General features: G+C 44.1%; 18 protein-coding genes. 4 read left to right on the top strand and 14 right to left on the bottom strand.

The genetic code is table 11. The annotated features are described in order from the left end of the window. Positions 1 to 315 precede the first annotated feature (315 nt). Together BFI01S_RS12205 and BFI01S_RS12200 are read right to left on the bottom strand one after the other, a co-directional pair. Positions 316 to 948, bottom strand: a complete 633-nt coding sequence (locus tag BFI01S_RS12205; RefSeq protein WP_061792874.1) for a PspA/IM30 family protein — start codon at positions 946 to 948, stop codon at positions 316 to 318. A 16-nt stretch (positions 949 to 964) separates the two neighbouring features. After that, positions 965 to 1,312, bottom strand: coding sequence for a lmo0954 family membrane protein (locus BFI01S_RS12200; RefSeq protein WP_061792873.1), 348 nt, complete (start codon positions 1,310 to 1,312; stop codon positions 965 to 967). 248 nt (positions 1,313 to 1,560) lie between these two features. Here BFI01S_RS12200 and BFI01S_RS12195 point away from each other — a divergent pair, with 248 nt between their 5' ends. Both BFI01S_RS12195 and BFI01S_RS12190 read left to right on the top strand, forming a co-directional pair. Then, entirely contained in the window at positions 1,561 to 2,070 is a 510-nt protein-coding gene (locus BFI01S_RS12195) for a hypothetical protein (protein ID WP_061792872.1), read from the top strand. Positions 2,071 to 2,247: 177 nt separating this feature from the next. Next, entirely contained in the window at positions 2,248 to 3,183 is a 936-nt protein-coding gene (locus tag BFI01S_RS12190) for a VanW family protein (RefSeq protein WP_061792871.1), read from the top strand. A 31-nt stretch (positions 3,184 to 3,214) separates the two neighbouring features. On the opposite strand, the gene BFI01S_RS12185 is transcribed toward BFI01S_RS12190, so the two are convergent. Both BFI01S_RS12185 and rraA read right to left on the bottom strand, forming a co-directional pair. Further along, positions 3,215 to 3,472: a hypothetical protein gene (locus tag BFI01S_RS12185; protein ID WP_061792870.1), complete on the bottom strand. Its 258-nt coding sequence runs from the start codon at positions 3,470 to 3,472 to the stop codon at positions 3,215 to 3,217. Positions 3,473 to 3,561: 89 nt separating this feature from the next. Continuing rightward, positions 3,562 to 4,041, bottom strand: coding sequence for a ribonuclease E activity regulator RraA (rraA, locus tag BFI01S_RS12180; protein WP_061792869.1), 480 nt, complete (start codon positions 4,039 to 4,041; stop codon positions 3,562 to 3,564). Positions 4,042 to 4,219: 178 nt separating this feature from the next. Between rraA and BFI01S_RS23380 the strand changes: the two genes are divergently transcribed. Next, positions 4,220 to 4,363: a hypothetical protein gene (locus BFI01S_RS23380; protein WP_169799758.1), complete on the top strand. Its 144-nt coding sequence runs from the start codon at positions 4,220 to 4,222 to the stop codon at positions 4,361 to 4,363. Positions 4,364 to 4,398: 35 nt separating this feature from the next. On the opposite strand, the gene mutM is transcribed toward BFI01S_RS23380, so the two are convergent. The 7 genes from mutM to BFI01S_RS12145 all read right to left on the bottom strand — a co-directional run bounded on the left by mutM (position 4,399) and on the right by BFI01S_RS12145 (position 11,108). Then, on the bottom strand, positions 4,399 to 5,208 hold the full coding sequence (gene mutM / locus BFI01S_RS12175; protein WP_061792868.1) for a bifunctional DNA-formamidopyrimidine glycosylase/DNA-(apurinic or apyrimidinic site) lyase: 810 nt from the start codon (positions 5,206 to 5,208) through the stop codon (positions 4,399 to 4,401). 445 nt (positions 5,209 to 5,653) lie between these two features. Beyond that, the gene (locus BFI01S_RS12165; RefSeq protein WP_061792867.1) at positions 5,654 to 6,787 is read right to left on the bottom strand and encodes a trans-sulfuration enzyme family protein; all 1,134 of its coding nucleotides are present in this window, start codon (positions 6,785 to 6,787) and stop codon (positions 5,654 to 5,656) included. A gap of 123 nt (positions 6,788 to 6,910) precedes the next feature. After that, the gene (locus BFI01S_RS12160; protein WP_061792866.1) at positions 6,911 to 8,104 is read right to left on the bottom strand and encodes a Ger(x)C family spore germination protein; all 1,194 of its coding nucleotides are present in this window, start codon (positions 8,102 to 8,104) and stop codon (positions 6,911 to 6,913) included. Further along, positions 8,101 to 9,498, bottom strand: coding sequence for a spore germination protein (locus BFI01S_RS12155; RefSeq protein ID WP_235831172.1), 1,398 nt, complete (start codon positions 9,496 to 9,498; stop codon positions 8,101 to 8,103). Before BFI01S_RS12155 ends, BFI01S_RS12160 begins: the two co-directional genes overlap by 4 nt. A gap of 6 nt (positions 9,499 to 9,504) precedes the next feature. Continuing rightward, positions 9,505 to 9,690: a hypothetical protein gene (locus tag BFI01S_RS24000; protein WP_235831171.1), complete on the bottom strand. Its 186-nt coding sequence runs from the start codon at positions 9,688 to 9,690 to the stop codon at positions 9,505 to 9,507. Beyond that, positions 9,687 to 10,850, bottom strand: a complete 1,164-nt coding sequence (locus BFI01S_RS12150; RefSeq protein ID WP_235831170.1) for a GerAB/ArcD/ProY family transporter — start codon at positions 10,848 to 10,850, stop codon at positions 9,687 to 9,689. The genes BFI01S_RS24000 and BFI01S_RS12150 overlap by 4 nt, the downstream gene beginning before the upstream one ends. A 24-nt stretch (positions 10,851 to 10,874) precedes the next feature. Next, positions 10,875 to 11,108, bottom strand: a complete 234-nt coding sequence (locus BFI01S_RS12145) for a hypothetical protein (RefSeq protein ID WP_061792865.1) — start codon at positions 11,106 to 11,108, stop codon at positions 10,875 to 10,877. A 207-nt stretch (positions 11,109 to 11,315) separates the two neighbouring features. On the opposite strand from BFI01S_RS12145, the gene BFI01S_RS12140 reads away from it, so the two are divergent. Continuing rightward, on the top strand, positions 11,316 to 12,842 hold the full coding sequence (locus BFI01S_RS12140; RefSeq protein ID WP_061792864.1) for an FAD-dependent oxidoreductase: 1,527 nt from the start codon (positions 11,316 to 11,318) through the stop codon (positions 12,840 to 12,842). 360 nt (positions 12,843 to 13,202) lie between these two features. Here the strand turns inward: BFI01S_RS12140 and ypzF are convergent, their stop codons facing one another. The 3 genes from ypzF to BFI01S_RS12130 all read right to left on the bottom strand — a co-directional run bounded on the left by ypzF (position 13,203) and on the right by BFI01S_RS12130 (position 16,124). After that, positions 13,203 to 13,337 carry a protein YpzF gene (gene ypzF, locus BFI01S_RS24360; protein WP_258549819.1) on the bottom strand — a complete coding sequence of 45 codons (135 nt, stop codon included), beginning with the start codon at positions 13,335 to 13,337 and terminating at the stop codon, positions 13,203 to 13,205. Positions 13,338 to 13,395: 58 nt separating this feature from the next. Then, positions 13,396 to 14,877: an amidase family protein gene (locus tag BFI01S_RS12135; protein ID WP_061792863.1), complete on the bottom strand. Its 1,482-nt coding sequence runs from the start codon at positions 14,875 to 14,877 to the stop codon at positions 13,396 to 13,398. Positions 14,878 to 14,999: 122 nt separating this feature from the next. Next, positions 15,000 to 16,124, bottom strand: a complete 1,125-nt coding sequence (locus tag BFI01S_RS12130; protein ID WP_061792862.1) for a DEAD/DEAH box helicase — start codon at positions 16,122 to 16,124, stop codon at positions 15,000 to 15,002. Positions 16,125 to 16,280 lie beyond the last annotated feature (156 nt).

The raw sequence follows: 16,280 nt of genomic DNA, 5'->3' as shown, positions 1-16,280 counted from the left end.
ATTGCCCGAAATGTGGAGGCGACTGCCCAGGGACGACAGGCATAAGACGGTTCCTGTAGAAGGCGTTCTTACTTCTGGAAGGAAACGGCTTATGACCCCGAGTCCCTAGGAGACGCAACAAGACAAGCTTGTGACCTCGAGGGGGTAGGCGCTGGAGCTAGACAGTTTAAAAGGCGCAGTATTTCTACGCCTTCTTAGAATACCATTTTTTGTTCATTAAGTAGAAAGAGTTTTTATCTTTTTTAGGAAAAAGATCATACAGACAGGGTTAATTTTACTCTTTCGTTAATTTGGGCTGCTGCTTATGAGAATCCACTACAATACAGGCTTCTTCTCCATCTCTTTTTCCAGCTGCGCGATGCGGGCATCGATTGTGCTGCGGTGATAGGAGCTTTTCACCTGATGCTCAAGACGGTCAAGATAAGATTCGATTTCCTGGAATTTTGTAAAGGATTTGTCATTGTTTTGATCGAGTACCTTATCCATTCGGTGGTTGGCGCGTGTGATATTTTCGCGGCCCATCAGCTCCATGCGGCGGATATGCATATCCTTAAGCTTATGCTTCATTTCCTCGTATTTTCTTTCAAGATCACCCATTTGATCTGCCGCCTGGTTCAATAGATCCTTCAAACGGCCGGCACGCTCTTCATACTGCATTTGCTCCTGTGAGGCAAACTGATAGAGTTCCTCTTCGCCGGCCTGTGAGGCAACCTCTGCCTGGCGCTTGCGTTTGTCTGCAAGGTTTTTCGCCTGCTCGTATTCCCGGGTGAATTCATCCTTTAATGTATATTGACGTTCCAACAGCTTGCGGACCTTCTCAGTTTCCCGCTCACAATCACGAAGGTATTGGTTCAAAAGGGCAATTGGATTCTTTTTCTCCTTTTTATCCAATGCTTCATGGAGGTCTGCCATTACTGTATCTTTGATTCTTGTTAATAGGTTTGCCATATCGATCTCTCCTCTTTTAGTTTCTGTTTAATTCTGCCCACTGCTTTTCAAAGCTGGCAAAAGGGTCATTGTCTTCTTCCATTACACTTGAGTCTGAATTGTTCCACTTTTTATAGACCAGATATAAAACGTATGCTGCTGCAAGCCCTAAGATGGCCGGGAAGTTGGAAGCGGTAGCCATCAAAGCAATGAACCCGATGATTCCATAGCCGATCTTCGCCATCGTGCTTTCTGCTTTTAAAAATTGTTTAAACACAAAGTATAGAATTGCTGCGCTTACTGCCAGACCCACGATCGGGCCAAGGTTTGAAATCAGCACCATCGCCGCAATTCCACCTGCAATCAATAATCCAAGTTTTTTCATTTTTCATTTCCTCCTTTCTTGATTTCATCTTACCTGTAATACGCAAATGCTATAACGAGCCTCAGCTTTATTTTCAAATAAGACCTGAGACGTAGCAGCTGGTCGGCCTCTTTCAATTAAGCTGGGAAATCTGGAAAAAGAATGTATGTTAGTACAGCAGATTGGGGGGTACACATGGGGTATGCAAACAAATAACGATGTCTGCACCGCGCAGATTTTTATACATCTAGTGAAGTGGAGGTATTTCCATGTTTGGGTATGATGATTTTTTGAAGTTTATGCAAGCTTTTTTTGTGGTATTTCCAATAGTGACACTCATTCATTTATTGGGTCATATATTCTTTGCAGCCATTTTTGGCGGGAAAGGGATCCGGGTTATCATTGGCACAGGTAAAGTACTATTTTCATGGAGATTTATAGAGGTTAGACGATTTTATTTCTGGTATGGAGGGTGTGAGTATACTTCTTTAACATACAGCAATAAACTGACCAAATCTCTTATCTTTTTAGGAGGGTCCATTTTAAACATTGCCAGTATTTTTCTAGTGAATCACTTGATCCGCATCGGCATTCTGGATGCAAATATGCTGTGGTATCAATTCGTCTATTTTTCCTTTTATTACGTCTTTTTCGCCCTGCTGCCAATGGACATGGCAGATGGCACGCTTAGTGACGGGAAGGCCATGTACAAGCTCTGGTTTAATAAAAATGAAGATGATTCCTCAGCTGACTGCCAGCTGGTTGAAGAGAAAAAATAGTGTGCATTCAAAAGGAAGCTCCGATCACCGGGAGCTTCTTTTTTATATAAATTCCTTTTTGTAATGGCTTATTGCCGTCAGAAGCCAATGCTGATTGAAACTATCTGATCAAACAGTTCTTTCAGCACATGAAAGAATTCTTTCCTCAATACTAATGGCGGAGGTGAAACGTGTGATATGTATTTCTCATGGATATTAGGGATTATGTTAATAGCACAAACACAGACTGCCGGACTTCCAGAAGATTTATCCATTGAAAATAGCGGCAAATCCATTTCAAATGTCAGCAGAATAGACTATCAAATTCCGTTTCCCGGCCTTCCGCTGGTCGACAGTGAACGGTTCATTCAGCTTCTGGAAAAACTGGATCGTCAGACGTGTATTCCGCCTATGAACGCTTATATAGGCGATAGCGGGCGGATCGTTGCTGAGAAACCCGGGAGAGTACTGCATCGTAAAGCATTCACAGATATTTTTTATTCCTATTTTTATCATAAAGGGCCGGCAAGAATTGAGATTCCGATGCTCCCCGTTTATCCACGAGTCGATCGGGACCTTCTTTCCCATATCCGGGTTAAAATGATCGGCCAGTATGTTACATATTTTAATCCAAATAACACCTCACGCTCTCATAATATTCAGCTTGCAGCCGAAGCCCTTGATAATACAGTTGTTTTTCCGAATGAAGTATTTTCTTTTAATCGTGCTGTCGGCAAAAGAACGGCAGGGAAAGGCTATATGCGCGCTCCAGTGATCGTTAGAGGGGAGTTGTCAGAAGATATCGGCGGCGGGATCTGCCAGGTATCCTCCACACTGTTCAATGCAGTTGACCGGGCAGGAGTGAAGGTGCTCGAGCGTTATTCCCACAGCAAGAAGGTTCCATATGTACCGCCCGGACGGGATGCAACGGTAAGCTGGTATGGCCCTGATTTCACCTTTAAGAACCGTTACAGCCCACCACTGCTTATACGGGCAAAAGCCCTGCACGGCCAGATGGTGATCAGAGCATACTCATCTGATGAAATAGATTTTGAGCCCCGCCAGGTACCGAAGGCTTCTACAATGCTGCCGGAAGAAATCAGCATTGAAAAGGAAGCGGTTAAAGAGGATTGAATGCCATCATTTCATTCGAAATGATGAAAGTCTATAAAAAAAGACCAAGGAGCATTATTACCAGCCCAAAAATCGCAGAGACCCGCTTCACGCTTCTGTTCTGCTGGGGCTTCAGTAATAAACTGATCACAAAACCAACCGGCAGAACAATGCCATTAAAGCTAAAAGTAAATGTCCCTAATAGATAATAGCCAATCAGCTTCAGCACCAAGTGTTCTTCTTCCTCTTTCCTGCTGCGGAACAAAAGATAAATGCCGGCTGCCCATAAAAGCAAAAAGATTATAATCATGTTATGCACCCCCTTTAGATACGGTATTCTGTGTTAAGCAGGAAAGTGCCAAAGATAGAAAACACCCGCTCATAGGCGGGTGTTCATCTTTAAATAAGCGGTACAGAAGAGACAATCACTCCATCTTCATCTGCATATACATATTCACCCGGCTTCCAGTCAATCCCGCCAAATGTAACAGGAATGCTGCGGTCCCCTTTTCCTTCCTTTCTGCTTTTTAAAGGGTTGCTGCCAAGTGCCAGGATGCCTGTATCGAGACTTCCAAGCTCCACTGTATCCCGAACGCATCCATAAATAATCACACCGGCAAGCTTTCTTGATTGAGCAATCTCACCAAGCCGGTCACCCATTAGTGCGCACCTTTTTGAACCGCCGCCATCCACCACCAGTACACTTCCCTCCGGAATCGACTCCAATGCCTCTTTGACCAGCACGTTGTCTTCAAACACTCTAACTGTAGAAACTGGACCGGAAAACTTGCTTTTTTTTCCATAGGATTTAAACTCCTGCTGGCAAATACGCAGCTTCTGGCTGTGATCATCACATAAATCTGCGGTCTTGAAATCCAAAAGAGATCTCCCCCTTTAGCGCTTTTGGCGTAAACCACTTTATGCCATCTTTCAATACTTCGATATGCAGCAGCCTGTTCCCTTCCTTTTTTTATAATCGAAAGGGAAAGATTGCGGATTTCAGGCATATACCTTTTAGTAAGGACGATCTCGCTAATCGAAATAGGGAGGTTAAAGGATGGCTTTAATGTGGGCAATTACAATCGGTTTTATTTTTTCATTGGGACTTGTCGGGTTTATGCTGGTCCATTTTCTAAAGGGTGCAATGGATTCCCGTGATTCCACGGCAGTTGACAGAATACAGAGTAATTCGGAAGAGTAGTGAAAAGAGGCTGCCCGTTTAGGCAGCCTCTTTTACTAGCGTTGGCAATTTCCACAATAGAACGTTTTTCGTGAAGATATTTCTTCTTTCACTATTGGGCTGCCGCAGCGGAGGCATGGTTCTCCTTCTCTGTCATATACCCTGCACTGCTCATTATACCCCCCCGTTTTGGCATCTCCCTTAAATAAAGGCTCTTCCATATAGCCTCCAAACTGAATGGCACGGGTTAATACGCCCTTCATGGACTGATACAGGATTTTTCTTTCATCCTCATCCAATTCATCCGCTTTTTTCATAGGCAGCAGTCCGGCCTCAAAACAGATTTCATCGCTGTAGCAGTTGCCGATTCCCGAGAGAAACTGCTGATTGACCAATGTCGTTTTCAGCATACCTCTCCTGCTTCCGATCAGTTCATGAAAGGCCGGAAATCCCAGCGTGTGATCCAGGGGCTCCGGTCCCAGACCGGAAAGCGCCTCTTCCGCCTCTGCGTCTGTCAGCAAGTGCAGATAGCCAAGTCTAAGTCCAATAAAATATAGTTTAATATCCCCAAATGAAATAATAACTTGTTTGGTGCGGTCAGGATTGTCTGCTTCGCTGCCGATATACATCCAGCCCCCGAGCATGAGGTGCAGCAGCAGATTTTTACCGGAGTTCAGCTTGAAAATAAGGTGCTTGGCCCTTCTTTGGATTTCGGTTATTTGCACATTAATCAGCTGACTTTTGAATTGGGCAGGCTGCGCATTGATTGATTTTTCACGGTTCACCTCTACATCAGTAATGACTTTACGGACCAGCTTCTCCGTTAACAGCCTTCTGCAGGTTTCCATTTCCGGAAGCTCAGGCATGGTGTGTCAGCTCCTTCCTAAAATACTGTTATTAGCTTAGTATTTAATGGAAGGATTCACTTCATTCCTGAAAACTGCACAATCCATTCTCCAAAGAACTCCAGATTCAAAAGCACAATCAGGAAAAGAAAGCAGCTGAGAACGAAGGAAAATGGCAGCCATCCAATACTTTTGTGATCACAGCCATTTCCATCGGCTCATGTCTTGATATCATCGTTGTACTTCTCTGGGCCCGGCATGAAAATAAAAAGAAACAGCAGGGGCATTTCTCCAATCCAAATAGATTGACCAATAAGACGTGGTTCTGGTACCTGGTTTCAATGGGCATTGTTTTGCCCAAGAATGGCAAGTTGACATTCAGTCTAAAAAACTTCATCTTAACTGTTATTTTTTTGGTTTTATTGAAGTTTTGGCTGTTTGACCAGCTCGAGACCATCTAAGATCCTCACAGACTCCGATTAACAGCCTCATTCAGCTGTGCAATAATATCATCGGGATGTTCAATGCCAATGGATATCCTTACCACCTGCTTGGTAATGCCGAGTTCTTTGCATACTTCAGGAGGCAGTGCCCGGTGGGATGTTGTCAGGGGATGTGATACGGACGTTTCAACACCCGCAAGTGTCGGCACAATTTTAATCCATTCAAGTTCTTTAAAAAACTTATTCACATCAGCAGTGTCAGACAATTCAATCGTGACGATGGCACCGAACCCTTCTTCGCCGTGGTGAAAAGGATAATAGACTTTGTTTACTTCCTGGTTTTGCTCTAATGCCCTTGCCACTTTTCTGGCATTGGCAGACTGCTGCTTCATTCTGAGAGCCAGCGTTTTCACTCCCCTGCAGGTCAGCCAGGCTTCAAACGGACTTAGATTTGCCCCGAGGTTTACAATTTTGCCGCGCGCTTTTCCAACCAGCTCTTCATCTCCCACGAGGACACCTGCAGTGATATCACTGTGCCCGCCTATGTATTTGGTTGCACTGTGGACAACTAGATCAATGCCTTTCAAATAGGGCTTGCAATGATAAGGAGTGGCAAATGTATTATCAATCAGGGTAACGAGATGATGCTTCTTCGCCAGACGGACGACTTCTTCAAGGTCTTCCACTCGCAATAAAGGATTTGTGATGCTTTCTGAGTATAGAAGTTTTGTATTTTCCTTAATGGCCCCCTCCACCTGATGAGCATCAGAAAATGGCACAAAGGTAACTTCAATACCGAGCTGTGTCAGCTCTTCCTTAATTAAATGGAAGCTGCCTCCGTACAGGTCATCGGCAGCCACAATATGGTCGTCGCTTTTGACCACAGCAAGCACTCCCGAGAGGATGGCAGATAAACCGGAGGAGGCAGCTGTCCCGGCTGGCGCTCCTTCAAGGCCGGCAATTAATTCACCAAGCTCATCTGTATTCGGATTTCCCACCCGGGAATAAAGATAGTTGCCGTTCCCCTGATAAAATCCCTCCAGCTCATCAAGATCGCTGAAAGCAAAAGCGGAGGTTTGATAGATGGGTGTGACTTTACTTTTAATTTTGCGATTGCTGTTATTTTTTCTATGCAGAACAGAAGTTTCGAAATTCATTTGGCCTTTCCCCTTTAAAAGAAATAAGTCTGGAGAAGTGCCCAGACCTTTTAATAATAATTAGCTGAATTTATAAAAAATTATATCAATACAGCTTTTATGCGTCAATGAATGAAAGGATCACTACTTTACTTCCTTCAGAAAGCTTTTAGTCCTGATGCCCGTTCGCCGAATGATTAATGCTGTGTCTACTTGTATATCCGCATCAGCAAATTTTTCGTCCCAGTTATTCTGGACTTTTTTGAAGTTCTGATAATCCTGTCTCAGCACAACTTCGCCAAAACCAAAAATATCGGTGCCATATTCCTGCTGAACCTTCTCAATCGTTTTTCCAACCATATCATTAATCTGCTTTTGGGCAATTTCTCCATTTTCTTCATATGTCTTTGCCTTATCAAACTGATCGTTGCAATGAGTCCCATCAATATACGCCTCTGCTCTGATTTTTATATCTATCTTTGCTTTTCCATTTTCGAGTTTCCCTTTAACCTTTGTCCTTGTATCATATACTCTAAGCCCCATATACTGGCTTTCATTGCACTTAACCGTAATGGATGTTTTATTAATTTTATTCTGAATCCATAAGTAATTTCTTGAATCCTCCAATGTCAGAAACCCTTCCAGCTTATCACCTTTGAATATAGCCAGTGAGTCCAGGACGACAAGCGCATCCGGGGTGACCTTCATCATATTTTCCGCACTGGCGCCAGCTTCCGGGTCACCCTTAATCCTGACAGCGGCCATTACAGGCTGGCGTCCCGGGGCGGTCCAGGCTGTAATAACATCATTCATCCTCACTCCTGGGTCTCCACCCCAATCCTTCATCATGGTGTCCAGCTGCGTGTGCAATTTTAAAGAAGTTGATTTCTGGAATTGATACGTCACTTTTAGAACATCAGAGCCCTTGGCCCCTCTTGCAATCAAAATATTAAAATCATCACGGATTTCCCGGTTTCTTTCCAGGAAATCAATAAAGTCAATAATCCCCTCTTTCGCAAGCTCCTCACCAATAATCAGTGTGCGCATGTGAGAATAGATCAGGTGCCTGGACATCCCTTCATTCACTCTATAGGTCAGCTCTGCCAGAGAATTTCCCTCCGCAGAGTAAACAATTGATGGAGCAAAGCCGCTGGCGGTGCGGTTATTCAATTCAGTTGCATTAATGCCTTCTACAGTCAGAATATACTTATCGTTTTCTCCCTTATCCACAGCCATTCCTGTGACAACGGTTATTTCACCCAGTTCTCTCTGATCCCAGCATCCGGCCAGCAGTATTGCCGCTAAAAAAATGACGGACATCACACCACATTTTTTCAATTGGACTGCTCTCCTTTCATTGGAGGAGGAGAAGGCGACCCTGTCTTTGGAAATTTTTCAGGATTCTGCGTTTTTAAATAAGCTGGCCTCTTCCTCATGCTCCAGATCGGGAATCGGAAAAATACATCCTTCTGCTGCTCGATAATAAACGGCGCCACCGGCGAAAGATATGGAATGCCAAAAGATCTGAGAGAGCTCAAATGGGCCACAATAAAAACTAGTACAATCAGGACACCATACAAACCCAATATGGCCGACACAATAATCAGGAGAAACCTTAACAGTCTTGCTGCTGCACCAAAACTATAAGTGGGCGATACAAAATTGGCGATGGCTGTAATAGCGACAATGATGACCATAATATTCGATATAATACCTGCCTCTGCTGCAGCCTGTCCGATCACGAGAGCCCCTACGATTGAAACTGTCTGCCCGACAGCCCTTGGCATCCGAACACCGGCTTCCCTCAGGATCTCAAAGGTTACTTCCATCAATATGACTTCAATGACTGCCGGAAACGGCACTCCTTCCCGCTGGGCAATAATCCCGAGAAGGAGGGGCGTGGGCAGAAGCTCATGATGAAAGGTTAAAATCCCGACATATAAGGAGGGCGTAATCAAGGCAATCATAAAGGATAAATATCGGATTATTCTTAAGAAGCTTCCCATCATGAAGTTTTGATAATAATCTTCTGCGATGGAAAAGAAATCGACCAGTACAGCCGGAACCACCAGTACAAAAGGTGTGCCATCAACAAGGATGGCAATTTTTCCTTCAAGCAAATTGGATGCCACCGCATCAGGCCTCTCACTATTCAGCGCCAGCGGAAAAGGTGTCGCAGATTTATCTGCAATCAGCTCTTCAATATTTCCGGATTCAAAGATGGCGTTCACCTTTATCTGGCCAAGTCTTTTGCGTACCTCTCCAACGATCTTTTCATTTGCCGTTCCTTCCATATACCCGATGTATACAGAAGTGTTAGTCTCAGAACCAATGATGAATTTTTCAAAACGGAGGTTCCTGTTTTTTATTCTTCTTCTCAGCAGGCTTACATTTGTTGTTATCGACTCCACAAACCCATCCTTGGGACCCCGGATGACCGTCTGAGTGCTCGGCTCTGTTATGGACCGGTCTTCGCCGATAGCCATGGAAAGGGAAAGCGCCTTTTCCATATCTTTAAATAAAATAATGATGTTTCCATAAAGCAGAGAGGTGATAATCTCATCGAATGACCCAACCAGCTGATATCCTGCTCCTCCGAATTTCTCCTTGCATAATGACTTTAAATCATCCTCTGTTGTTAAGTTAAAACCATCCTCTTTCCCGCTGATGGATTGCAGGATCGTTTCCTTTAGCAATTTAGTATCAATCATGGTTGTAAGATAGATAAGCATCGCATCTTAGCCTTCTGTTTTCAGCTCATCCATGCTTAAATCAATCGTACTTCCGAATTCTGCATTTATTTTTTCTTTCAGCTGGTTCAGATTCATGTTTTTAAGATTCGGGCCTGGGTCTGCCGTTTCCTCAATATAAACAGGGTATTCCTTTTTTTTGCGCATTTTTAAGAGTGATTTAAGAATACTCAAAACTTCATCCCCTTCGTGCCGGGTTTAGCCTTTTTCTTTCGCCTCTTCCATAAAACTGCGATTAAAAGAAGCGAAGGCAGCCCGAACTGCATCGGCAAATGCAGGCAGTATGGGACCATCTCAAGTCCCTCCTGCCAATGGTCACCGAAATTTACTGATATCAATACAGAATAAGCTGAAACAATCATGGCAACCGGCAGGGAAAAATAACGGTACGGAAGTCTGAAGGTGTATTCCAGGCCCTTCAATCCTGCGAACATAAACACCGACCCCTTGACCAAAATCCCCAGCATCATGATAAAAACAACGAGCGCATCAATTCTTTCGATGAAATTGCCGATGGAGACCTCGCGGGCTGAACTAAGCATGGGAAAATTGGAACGCAGCAAAGCATCAGCTCCAAGTGTCACAATCATCAAAAACATCGCAAATAATAATAGCGCACCCGCAATTGCCACTCCCAGCAATGACACACGCAGGCAATATTTAAAATTGGTTACTACCGGAAGGATGAGTGTAAATGCAATAAGCTCGCCAAAAGGAAACACGATCAAAGTTGGAAAAAGCGCCTTCAAAACTGGCTTAACCCCATCTCCGAGCACGGGCTTTATTTCATTTAAATTGGCATTCCCGCTTGCAAATAATAGGATGGTTAGAAGAAACAAAAAGCCGAATAAATAAGGAGTAAAAATTTCCGAGGTTCTGCCAAGGACTTCAAGACCGAGATATAAAATATAGGCCATCAGCAGACAGATGGTCAGCGAGATAATTTCTATTGGTGTCGACGGCAGAATGGCCGAAGCAATCAATTCCCCAAAATCACGGACCACCCTGCAGGCAAGGTATAGGAAATAAACCACGTAAGTAATAGAAAAAATGATTGCAAGCGGCCTTTTAAAGCCAAACTCCATCAGCTCGAAAAAATTATTTCCAGGCACCCGGCTTATTAAGAAATAATAGAAAAGCATGATACCAAATCCAATCAGTATGGCGGCTGCGATTGCAATCCAGGCATCTTTTTTGGCATCCCCGCCTACTCCGACAACAATGGCGCTTCCTAAAAGGAAATTGATCAACAATGTCAGCAGCTGGCTGAGAGAGATATTCTCTTTTAACATTCCATCACCAATCCCTTTTAAAATGTATGTTCTTTTAAGCATGTCCAAGCTTTCTCCGCCAACATATCACCGGGATGACCCTGATTTTTTCTTTGCTTTAAAAAGACGAAAATCAATGACTGCACTTGAAAGCATTCCAATAAGTACAGAAACAATAATGATCATTCTTCCAGTGGCAATCTCCGTAAACAGTAAATTCCTCAAAGCTTCCCAGATCGTATAATCAAATATTTTCATATCAAAAAATGCAGCTAATATAGTCAATAACAGAAAAATGCTCAGATAGCTAAATGTAATCATGACTGTACCCCATTATCATTCAATACTGTATATCCTTTCTCAGCCTGCACATTTTATCCAAAAATGATGGAAAAAACAGCAGAGAACCGGATTTCTCATTTCCCTGATTAATTAACAATTTAATGGGTATGGTTAGAGAAGGAGAAATTTTATAGAAATAGGGTTTGCAGGAAAAATTATGTACGAATATAACGTAGGAGGACAAATATGACGACATCCAACCACAACACACCCCAATATCCTGAGCCATATTGGAGGGAAGAGGAACTTCCTGCCTTTGACAAGCTCAGAGAAGATGCTCATACGGACATTGCGATTGTCGGCGGAGGCATTACCGGGATTACTGCAGGGTACCTTCTTGCCAAGGAAGGCTTTAAAGTGGCGATTCTTGAAGCAGGCAATATTCTGAACGGCACCACTGGCCATACAACAGCCAAAGTGACGGCACAGCATGGCTTAATATATGATGAATTGATCAGCCACTTTGGCGTGGAAAAAGCCAAGCTCTATTATCAGGCTTCGGCTGATGCACTGAATTTCGTCCGGAACACAGTAACTGAAAAACAAATTGAATGTGACTTCAGTAATGAAGAAGCAATCATCTACGCTGTATCGGAAGAGTATGCACAAAAAGTCGATAAAGAGCGGCAAGCCTATGAAAAACTCGGAATCCCACACGGGATGAAGGAGAGCATTCCGTTTAACATCAATACTACAGCCGTGCTTTCTATGTTTGACCAGTCCCAGTTCCATCCGGTTAAATACTTGAAAAAGCTGCTTAAAGACTTTGTGGATTCGGGAGGAATTGTGTATGAAAATACAACAGCAGCAGATATTGAAGAAGGCAGTCTTCCTGATGTTGTAACCAGAGATGGCCATCGCCTGAAATGCAAATATGTCATTGCGGCTTCCCACTTTCCTTTTGCGGATATGAAAGGGTTTTATTTTTCCAGATTATCTCCGGAAAGATCTTATGTACTTGGCGTAAAAATCAAAGAGGATTTCCCTGGAGGCATGTATTACAGTGCCGATTCACCGACCCGCTCTCTGAGGTACACACCCTATAATGGAGACAAGCTCATTTTAGTGAGCGGCGACAGCCACAAAACAGGCCATGGGCCGGATACAATGAAGCACTACGAAGCCCTGGAAGTCTTTGCGGAAGAGGTGCTTGGTATTACCGATTATCCTTATCGATGGTCTGCCCAGGATTTATACACACTTGATAAGGTCCCTTATATCGGCCCGATCACGTCCAAACAGAAGAATATCTTTGTCGCAACAGGCTACCGGAAATGGGGTATGACAAACGGGACAGCAGCTGCCATGCTGATAAAGGATCAGATTATGGAAAGAGACAACCCTTATGCCGAACTGTTTACGCCATCCAGATTCCAGGCTGACCCAAGCATCAAAAAATTTATAGCAGCCAATACAGATGTTGCCGGACAGCTGATCAAAGGCAAGCTAGAATTCGTGCCAAAAGAAACAGGAGATCTGTCAAAAGATGAGGGCGGCGTCGTGATGATCAAAGGCAAACGGACAGGGGCATACAGAGATCCTGAAGGCAGCCTTCACCTTGTGGATACAACCTGCACCCACATGGGATGTGAATGCGAATGGAACCATGGTGACCGCACATGGGACTGCCCATGCCACGGCTCCCGCTTTTCCTATGATGGAACCGTTGTGGAAGGTCCGGCGGCCAAACCGCTGAAGAAAGTGGAAGAATAATAATATTTTTTGGACAGTCTCCCATGGGAAACTGTCTTTTTTGTGGAATATGCGGTAATTGATCGGATTCCCATCCACCTATTTTCTGTGCGGATAGCTGAATTTTATGTGCATATAAGGTTTTTTCTGTGCGGATAGCCCATTTTTATGTACGGTTAGACATTTGGGCTGTAAACATGGCTGCCATATAGATGTTGAACTGCTGGAGCCCGCTCTTACTTTCTGATAACTGGATATTACTTGCAGATAGCTCATTTTTATTTTCGGATAAACTGTTTTACTACCGTATAGTTCATTTTTATCTTCGAATAGAAGGCGGAAGCAAAAAAATCCCCCTTTAAAAAGGAGGATTTAGCCCAATCAGTCCTGCACGTTGTTTTCTTTCTTTTCTTTGCTTCCGGTTGTGAATTCAACAAGCTCTTCGCTTGTGCGCTGCGGTCTGTGTTTATTGTTATTGCGCTGTGCATTGCCGTTACCAAGTTTGGTTCTGCCCATATTCTCATCTGCTCCTTTTTTGTTTTTTCAGGAGTAGTATGAGTCAATTATGGAGCAGTTATTCTGATGCCAAGACTCCAAGTTCAGGTGCTTTTCTATGCCTGGTAGCCTGTTCAAAGGCATAAGCAAGTTTGATCAGGAGCGGCTCACTGTAGGCAAGTCCTGTAAATGTGATGCCCACCGGCTCTCCTTCCGGGGTATACCCGGCCGGTACGGTGATGGATGGATATCCCGCTTTTGCAGGGATGCCTGCTCCATAATTATTCGGGAACACGATGGCATCCAGATTATGCTCCTGCATTACATAGTCAATGCCCTGCTCCCCTGAAAAATAGATATCCTTCTCAAGTGCTGATATATAGGCCATTTCCGTTAAATCTCCGCTTGTTTCCTCCGCTTCAATCAGAATGGATTGACCGTATTTCAAGCACTTTTCACTGTTTTTTTCATTAAATTTAATGACATCGGACAGGGTGCGAATATGAAGGTGCGGGGCGACAGTCCGCAGATAGGCATTCACATCCGCTTTAAATTCATACGTCAGGACGTCATAGCTCCACTCAGTTTTTGTGGAAGGAATCACCATTTCGTCGACCACCTCTGCCCCCAGTTCATTTAACCGGGCTACAGCTTGATTCATAACGGCGAGCTTCTCAGAACTTAAGTAGTCAAAATAGGTCTCTCTGGCAATGCCGATTCGTGCTCCATGGAGTCCATTACCATCAAGGAAAGCGGTAAAATCCTTCCCCTGCAGATCCCGATTTGTCAGGGTAACCGGATCATTTTCATCAGAAACTGCCAGCACGTTCAATAATATTGCTGCATCCTTTACCGTTCTTGCCATAGGCCCGGCAGTGTCCTGGCTATGGGCAATTGGAATAATTCCGGTTCGGCTGATAAGTCCCACTGTGGGCTTTATTCCAACGAGAGAATTCTGGCTGGCAGGACTTAGTATGGAGCCTGATGTCTCTGTTCCAATGGCTGCAGCTGCAAAATTAGCGGCAATAGCGGCTCCGGATCCTGCGCTCGAACCTCCTACATCAAATTTCCCAGGGCCATAAGGATTTAAGGTCTGTCCGCCCCGTGAGCTGTATCCGCTCGGCATCCCTTCTGTCATAAAATTGGCCCATTCCGTCATATTCGTTTTTCCGATAATGACGGCTCCGGCATTTCTTAATTGAAAAGCCACAAATGAATCACTTTGTGCATAGTGACCCTTCAAAGCAAGTGACCCGGCAGTTGTCTGCATCTTGTCTCCTGTATCGATATTATCCTTTAACAATATGGGTATTCCATGAAGAGGGCTGCGCGGCCCCTTCTTTTCTCTTTCCGCATCAAGAGCAGCTGCAATATGCAGCGCATCCGGATTGAGTTCCAAAACAGAATGAATGTTTTGATCCAGCTGACCAATCCGGTTCATATACATTAATACAAGTTCTTTGGAGGTAATTTCCCCATTCTGCATTTTTTCCTGCAGTTCTTCTATTGTGGCTTCAAGCAAATAATCATCATGAAAATTCTTTAGCCTTGGATTCTCCATCATTGATTTCCCCTTATTCTTTAGTAAAATAAAGTTCCACATACTAATTCGCTTAGACAAGGAGAAATTCCTTTATAAAAAATGCCAGGCACCAATTGATATAGGTGCCCGGCACTTGATTTTTAAACGATTTGGCCGCCGTGCATGACTTTCTTTTCGGCAGTGAGGCCCAGTTCTTTCGCCATTTTTTTAAGTTCGCGCTCTTCTCTTTCAGTGACGAGAGAAATAACGGTTCCGCCTGCGCCGAATCTTCCTGTTCTTCCCGAGCGGTGGACATATTGATTCATATCCTTCGGGAAGTCAAAATGTACGACATGGGTGACTCCCTTGATGTCCAGCCCTCTTGCCGCAACATCTGTGGCAATCAGCATATTCGTTTTGCCCGTGCGGAAGTTCTTGATGGCTTTCTGCCTGTCAAATTTGCTCAGGTCGCTGTGGAGAGTGCTTGAAGAGATATTTTTAAAATCAAGCTTTTCTGCCATAACGGTTAGGTTGCCGATATCCTTGACAAATACCAGTGCCTTTATGTCTTCAAGCCTTGAGATCTTTTCGAGCATTTTGATTTTATCCCGCGCTTCTGCCACAAAATAAATATGGTCCACACCTGCAGCCTGAATGGTTTCATCTTTCTCGACACGAATGACTTCAGCATCAGCTGTCAGTTCTTTCGCAAGCTGCTCAACAACCGGCGGCAGTGTCGCAGAAAACAGCAGGACCTGCCGTTCTTTAAGTGTAGATTTAACAATGTTTTGAACCGTCTGAGTGTGTTCCTTAACAAGAAGCTGATCGCCTTCATCAAGGACAACGGTTTTGACTTCATGCATCTTCAGCTTTTTCTGTTTAATCAGCTCCAGCACCCGTCCCGGCGTTCCTAAAGCAATATGCGGATGCTTCTTCAATTTTTCAAGCTGCCTTTTCACATTGGCACCGCCGATAAAAGAAGCGGCTTTAATCCCGCTGCCTTCAGCCCATTTTTGGATTTCGCTTAATATCTGCATCACAAGCTCCTGTGATGAGGCCAAAATGACGGCTTGGACCGCCTGTTTATCCGGATCAATTTTTTCCAGGACAGGCAGCAGGTAAGCAAGTGTCTTGCCTGTTCCGGTCGGAGACTCGGCAATAATATCTCTTCCTTCCAAAGCAGGAGGAACTGCCTCTGCCTGAATGGTCGTCGGCTGTGCAAATGCAGACTTTTTCCATGCCTCCTGGATAAATGGCTTCATATTTTCAATAAAAGATTGTGTCATATGTTACTCCTTTTAACTTTATCGCGTGTAATCAGTTCATTATTTTTAGTATAGCCGAAAATCGGAAAAAACTAGTATCGGTAATGATACTAGCTTATAGGCAGGAAGTTGTCCACCCTTAACAGGAAAAGGCACGAAGCCATTTCTGGCATCCGT

Origin of the sequence: Cytobacillus firmus NBRC 15306, from assembly GCF_001591465.1 — a bacterium.
Taxonomy (GTDB): domain Bacteria; phylum Bacillota; class Bacilli; order Bacillales; family Cytobacillaceae; genus Cytobacillus; species Cytobacillus firmus.
Note: the sequence above shows the minus strand (reverse complement) of the source record. Positions and strands in the feature narration are given on the sequence as shown.

Coding starts and splice junctions, on each gene's coding strand:
- BFI01S_RS12205 (WP_061792874.1), bottom strand. CDS start 948: ATGGCAAACCTATTAACAAGAATCAAAGATACAGTAATGGCAGACCTC.
- BFI01S_RS12200 (WP_061792873.1), bottom strand. CDS start 1,312: ATGAAAAAACTTGGATTATTGATTGCAGGTGGAATTGCGGCGATGGTG.
- BFI01S_RS12195 (WP_061792872.1), top strand. CDS start 1,561: ATGTTTGGGTATGATGATTTTTTGAAGTTTATGCAAGCTTTTTTTGTG.
- BFI01S_RS12190 (WP_061792871.1), top strand. CDS start 2,248: ATGTATTTCTCATGGATATTAGGGATTATGTTAATAGCACAAACACAG.
- BFI01S_RS12185 (WP_061792870.1), bottom strand. CDS start 3,472: ATGATTATAATCTTTTTGCTTTTATGGGCAGCCGGCATTTATCTTTTG.
- BFI01S_RS23380 (WP_169799758.1), top strand. CDS start 4,220: ATGGCTTTAATGTGGGCAATTACAATCGGTTTTATTTTTTCATTGGGA.
- mutM (WP_061792868.1), bottom strand. CDS start 5,208: ATGCCTGAGCTTCCGGAAATGGAAACCTGCAGAAGGCTGTTAACGGAG.
- BFI01S_RS12165 (WP_061792867.1), bottom strand. CDS start 6,787: ATGAATTTCGAAACTTCTGTTCTGCATAGAAAAAATAACAGCAATCGC.
- BFI01S_RS12155 (WP_235831172.1), bottom strand. CDS start 9,498: ATGCTTATCTATCTTACAACCATGATTGATACTAAATTGCTAAAGGAA.
- BFI01S_RS12150 (WP_235831170.1), bottom strand. CDS start 10,850: ATGCTTAAAAGAACATACATTTTAAAAGGGATTGGTGATGGAATGTTA.
- BFI01S_RS12145 (WP_061792865.1), bottom strand. CDS start 11,108: ATGATTACATTTAGCTATCTGAGCATTTTTCTGTTATTGACTATATTA.
- BFI01S_RS12140 (WP_061792864.1), top strand. CDS start 11,316: ATGACGACATCCAACCACAACACACCCCAATATCCTGAGCCATATTGG.
- ypzF (WP_258549819.1), bottom strand. CDS start 13,337: ATGGGCAGAACCAAACTTGGTAACGGCAATGCACAGCGCAATAACAAT.
- BFI01S_RS12135 (WP_061792863.1), bottom strand. CDS start 14,877: ATGGAGAATCCAAGGCTAAAGAATTTTCATGATGATTATTTGCTTGAA.
- BFI01S_RS12130 (WP_061792862.1), bottom strand. CDS start 16,124: ATGACACAATCTTTTATTGAAAATATGAAGCCATTTATCCAGGAGGCA.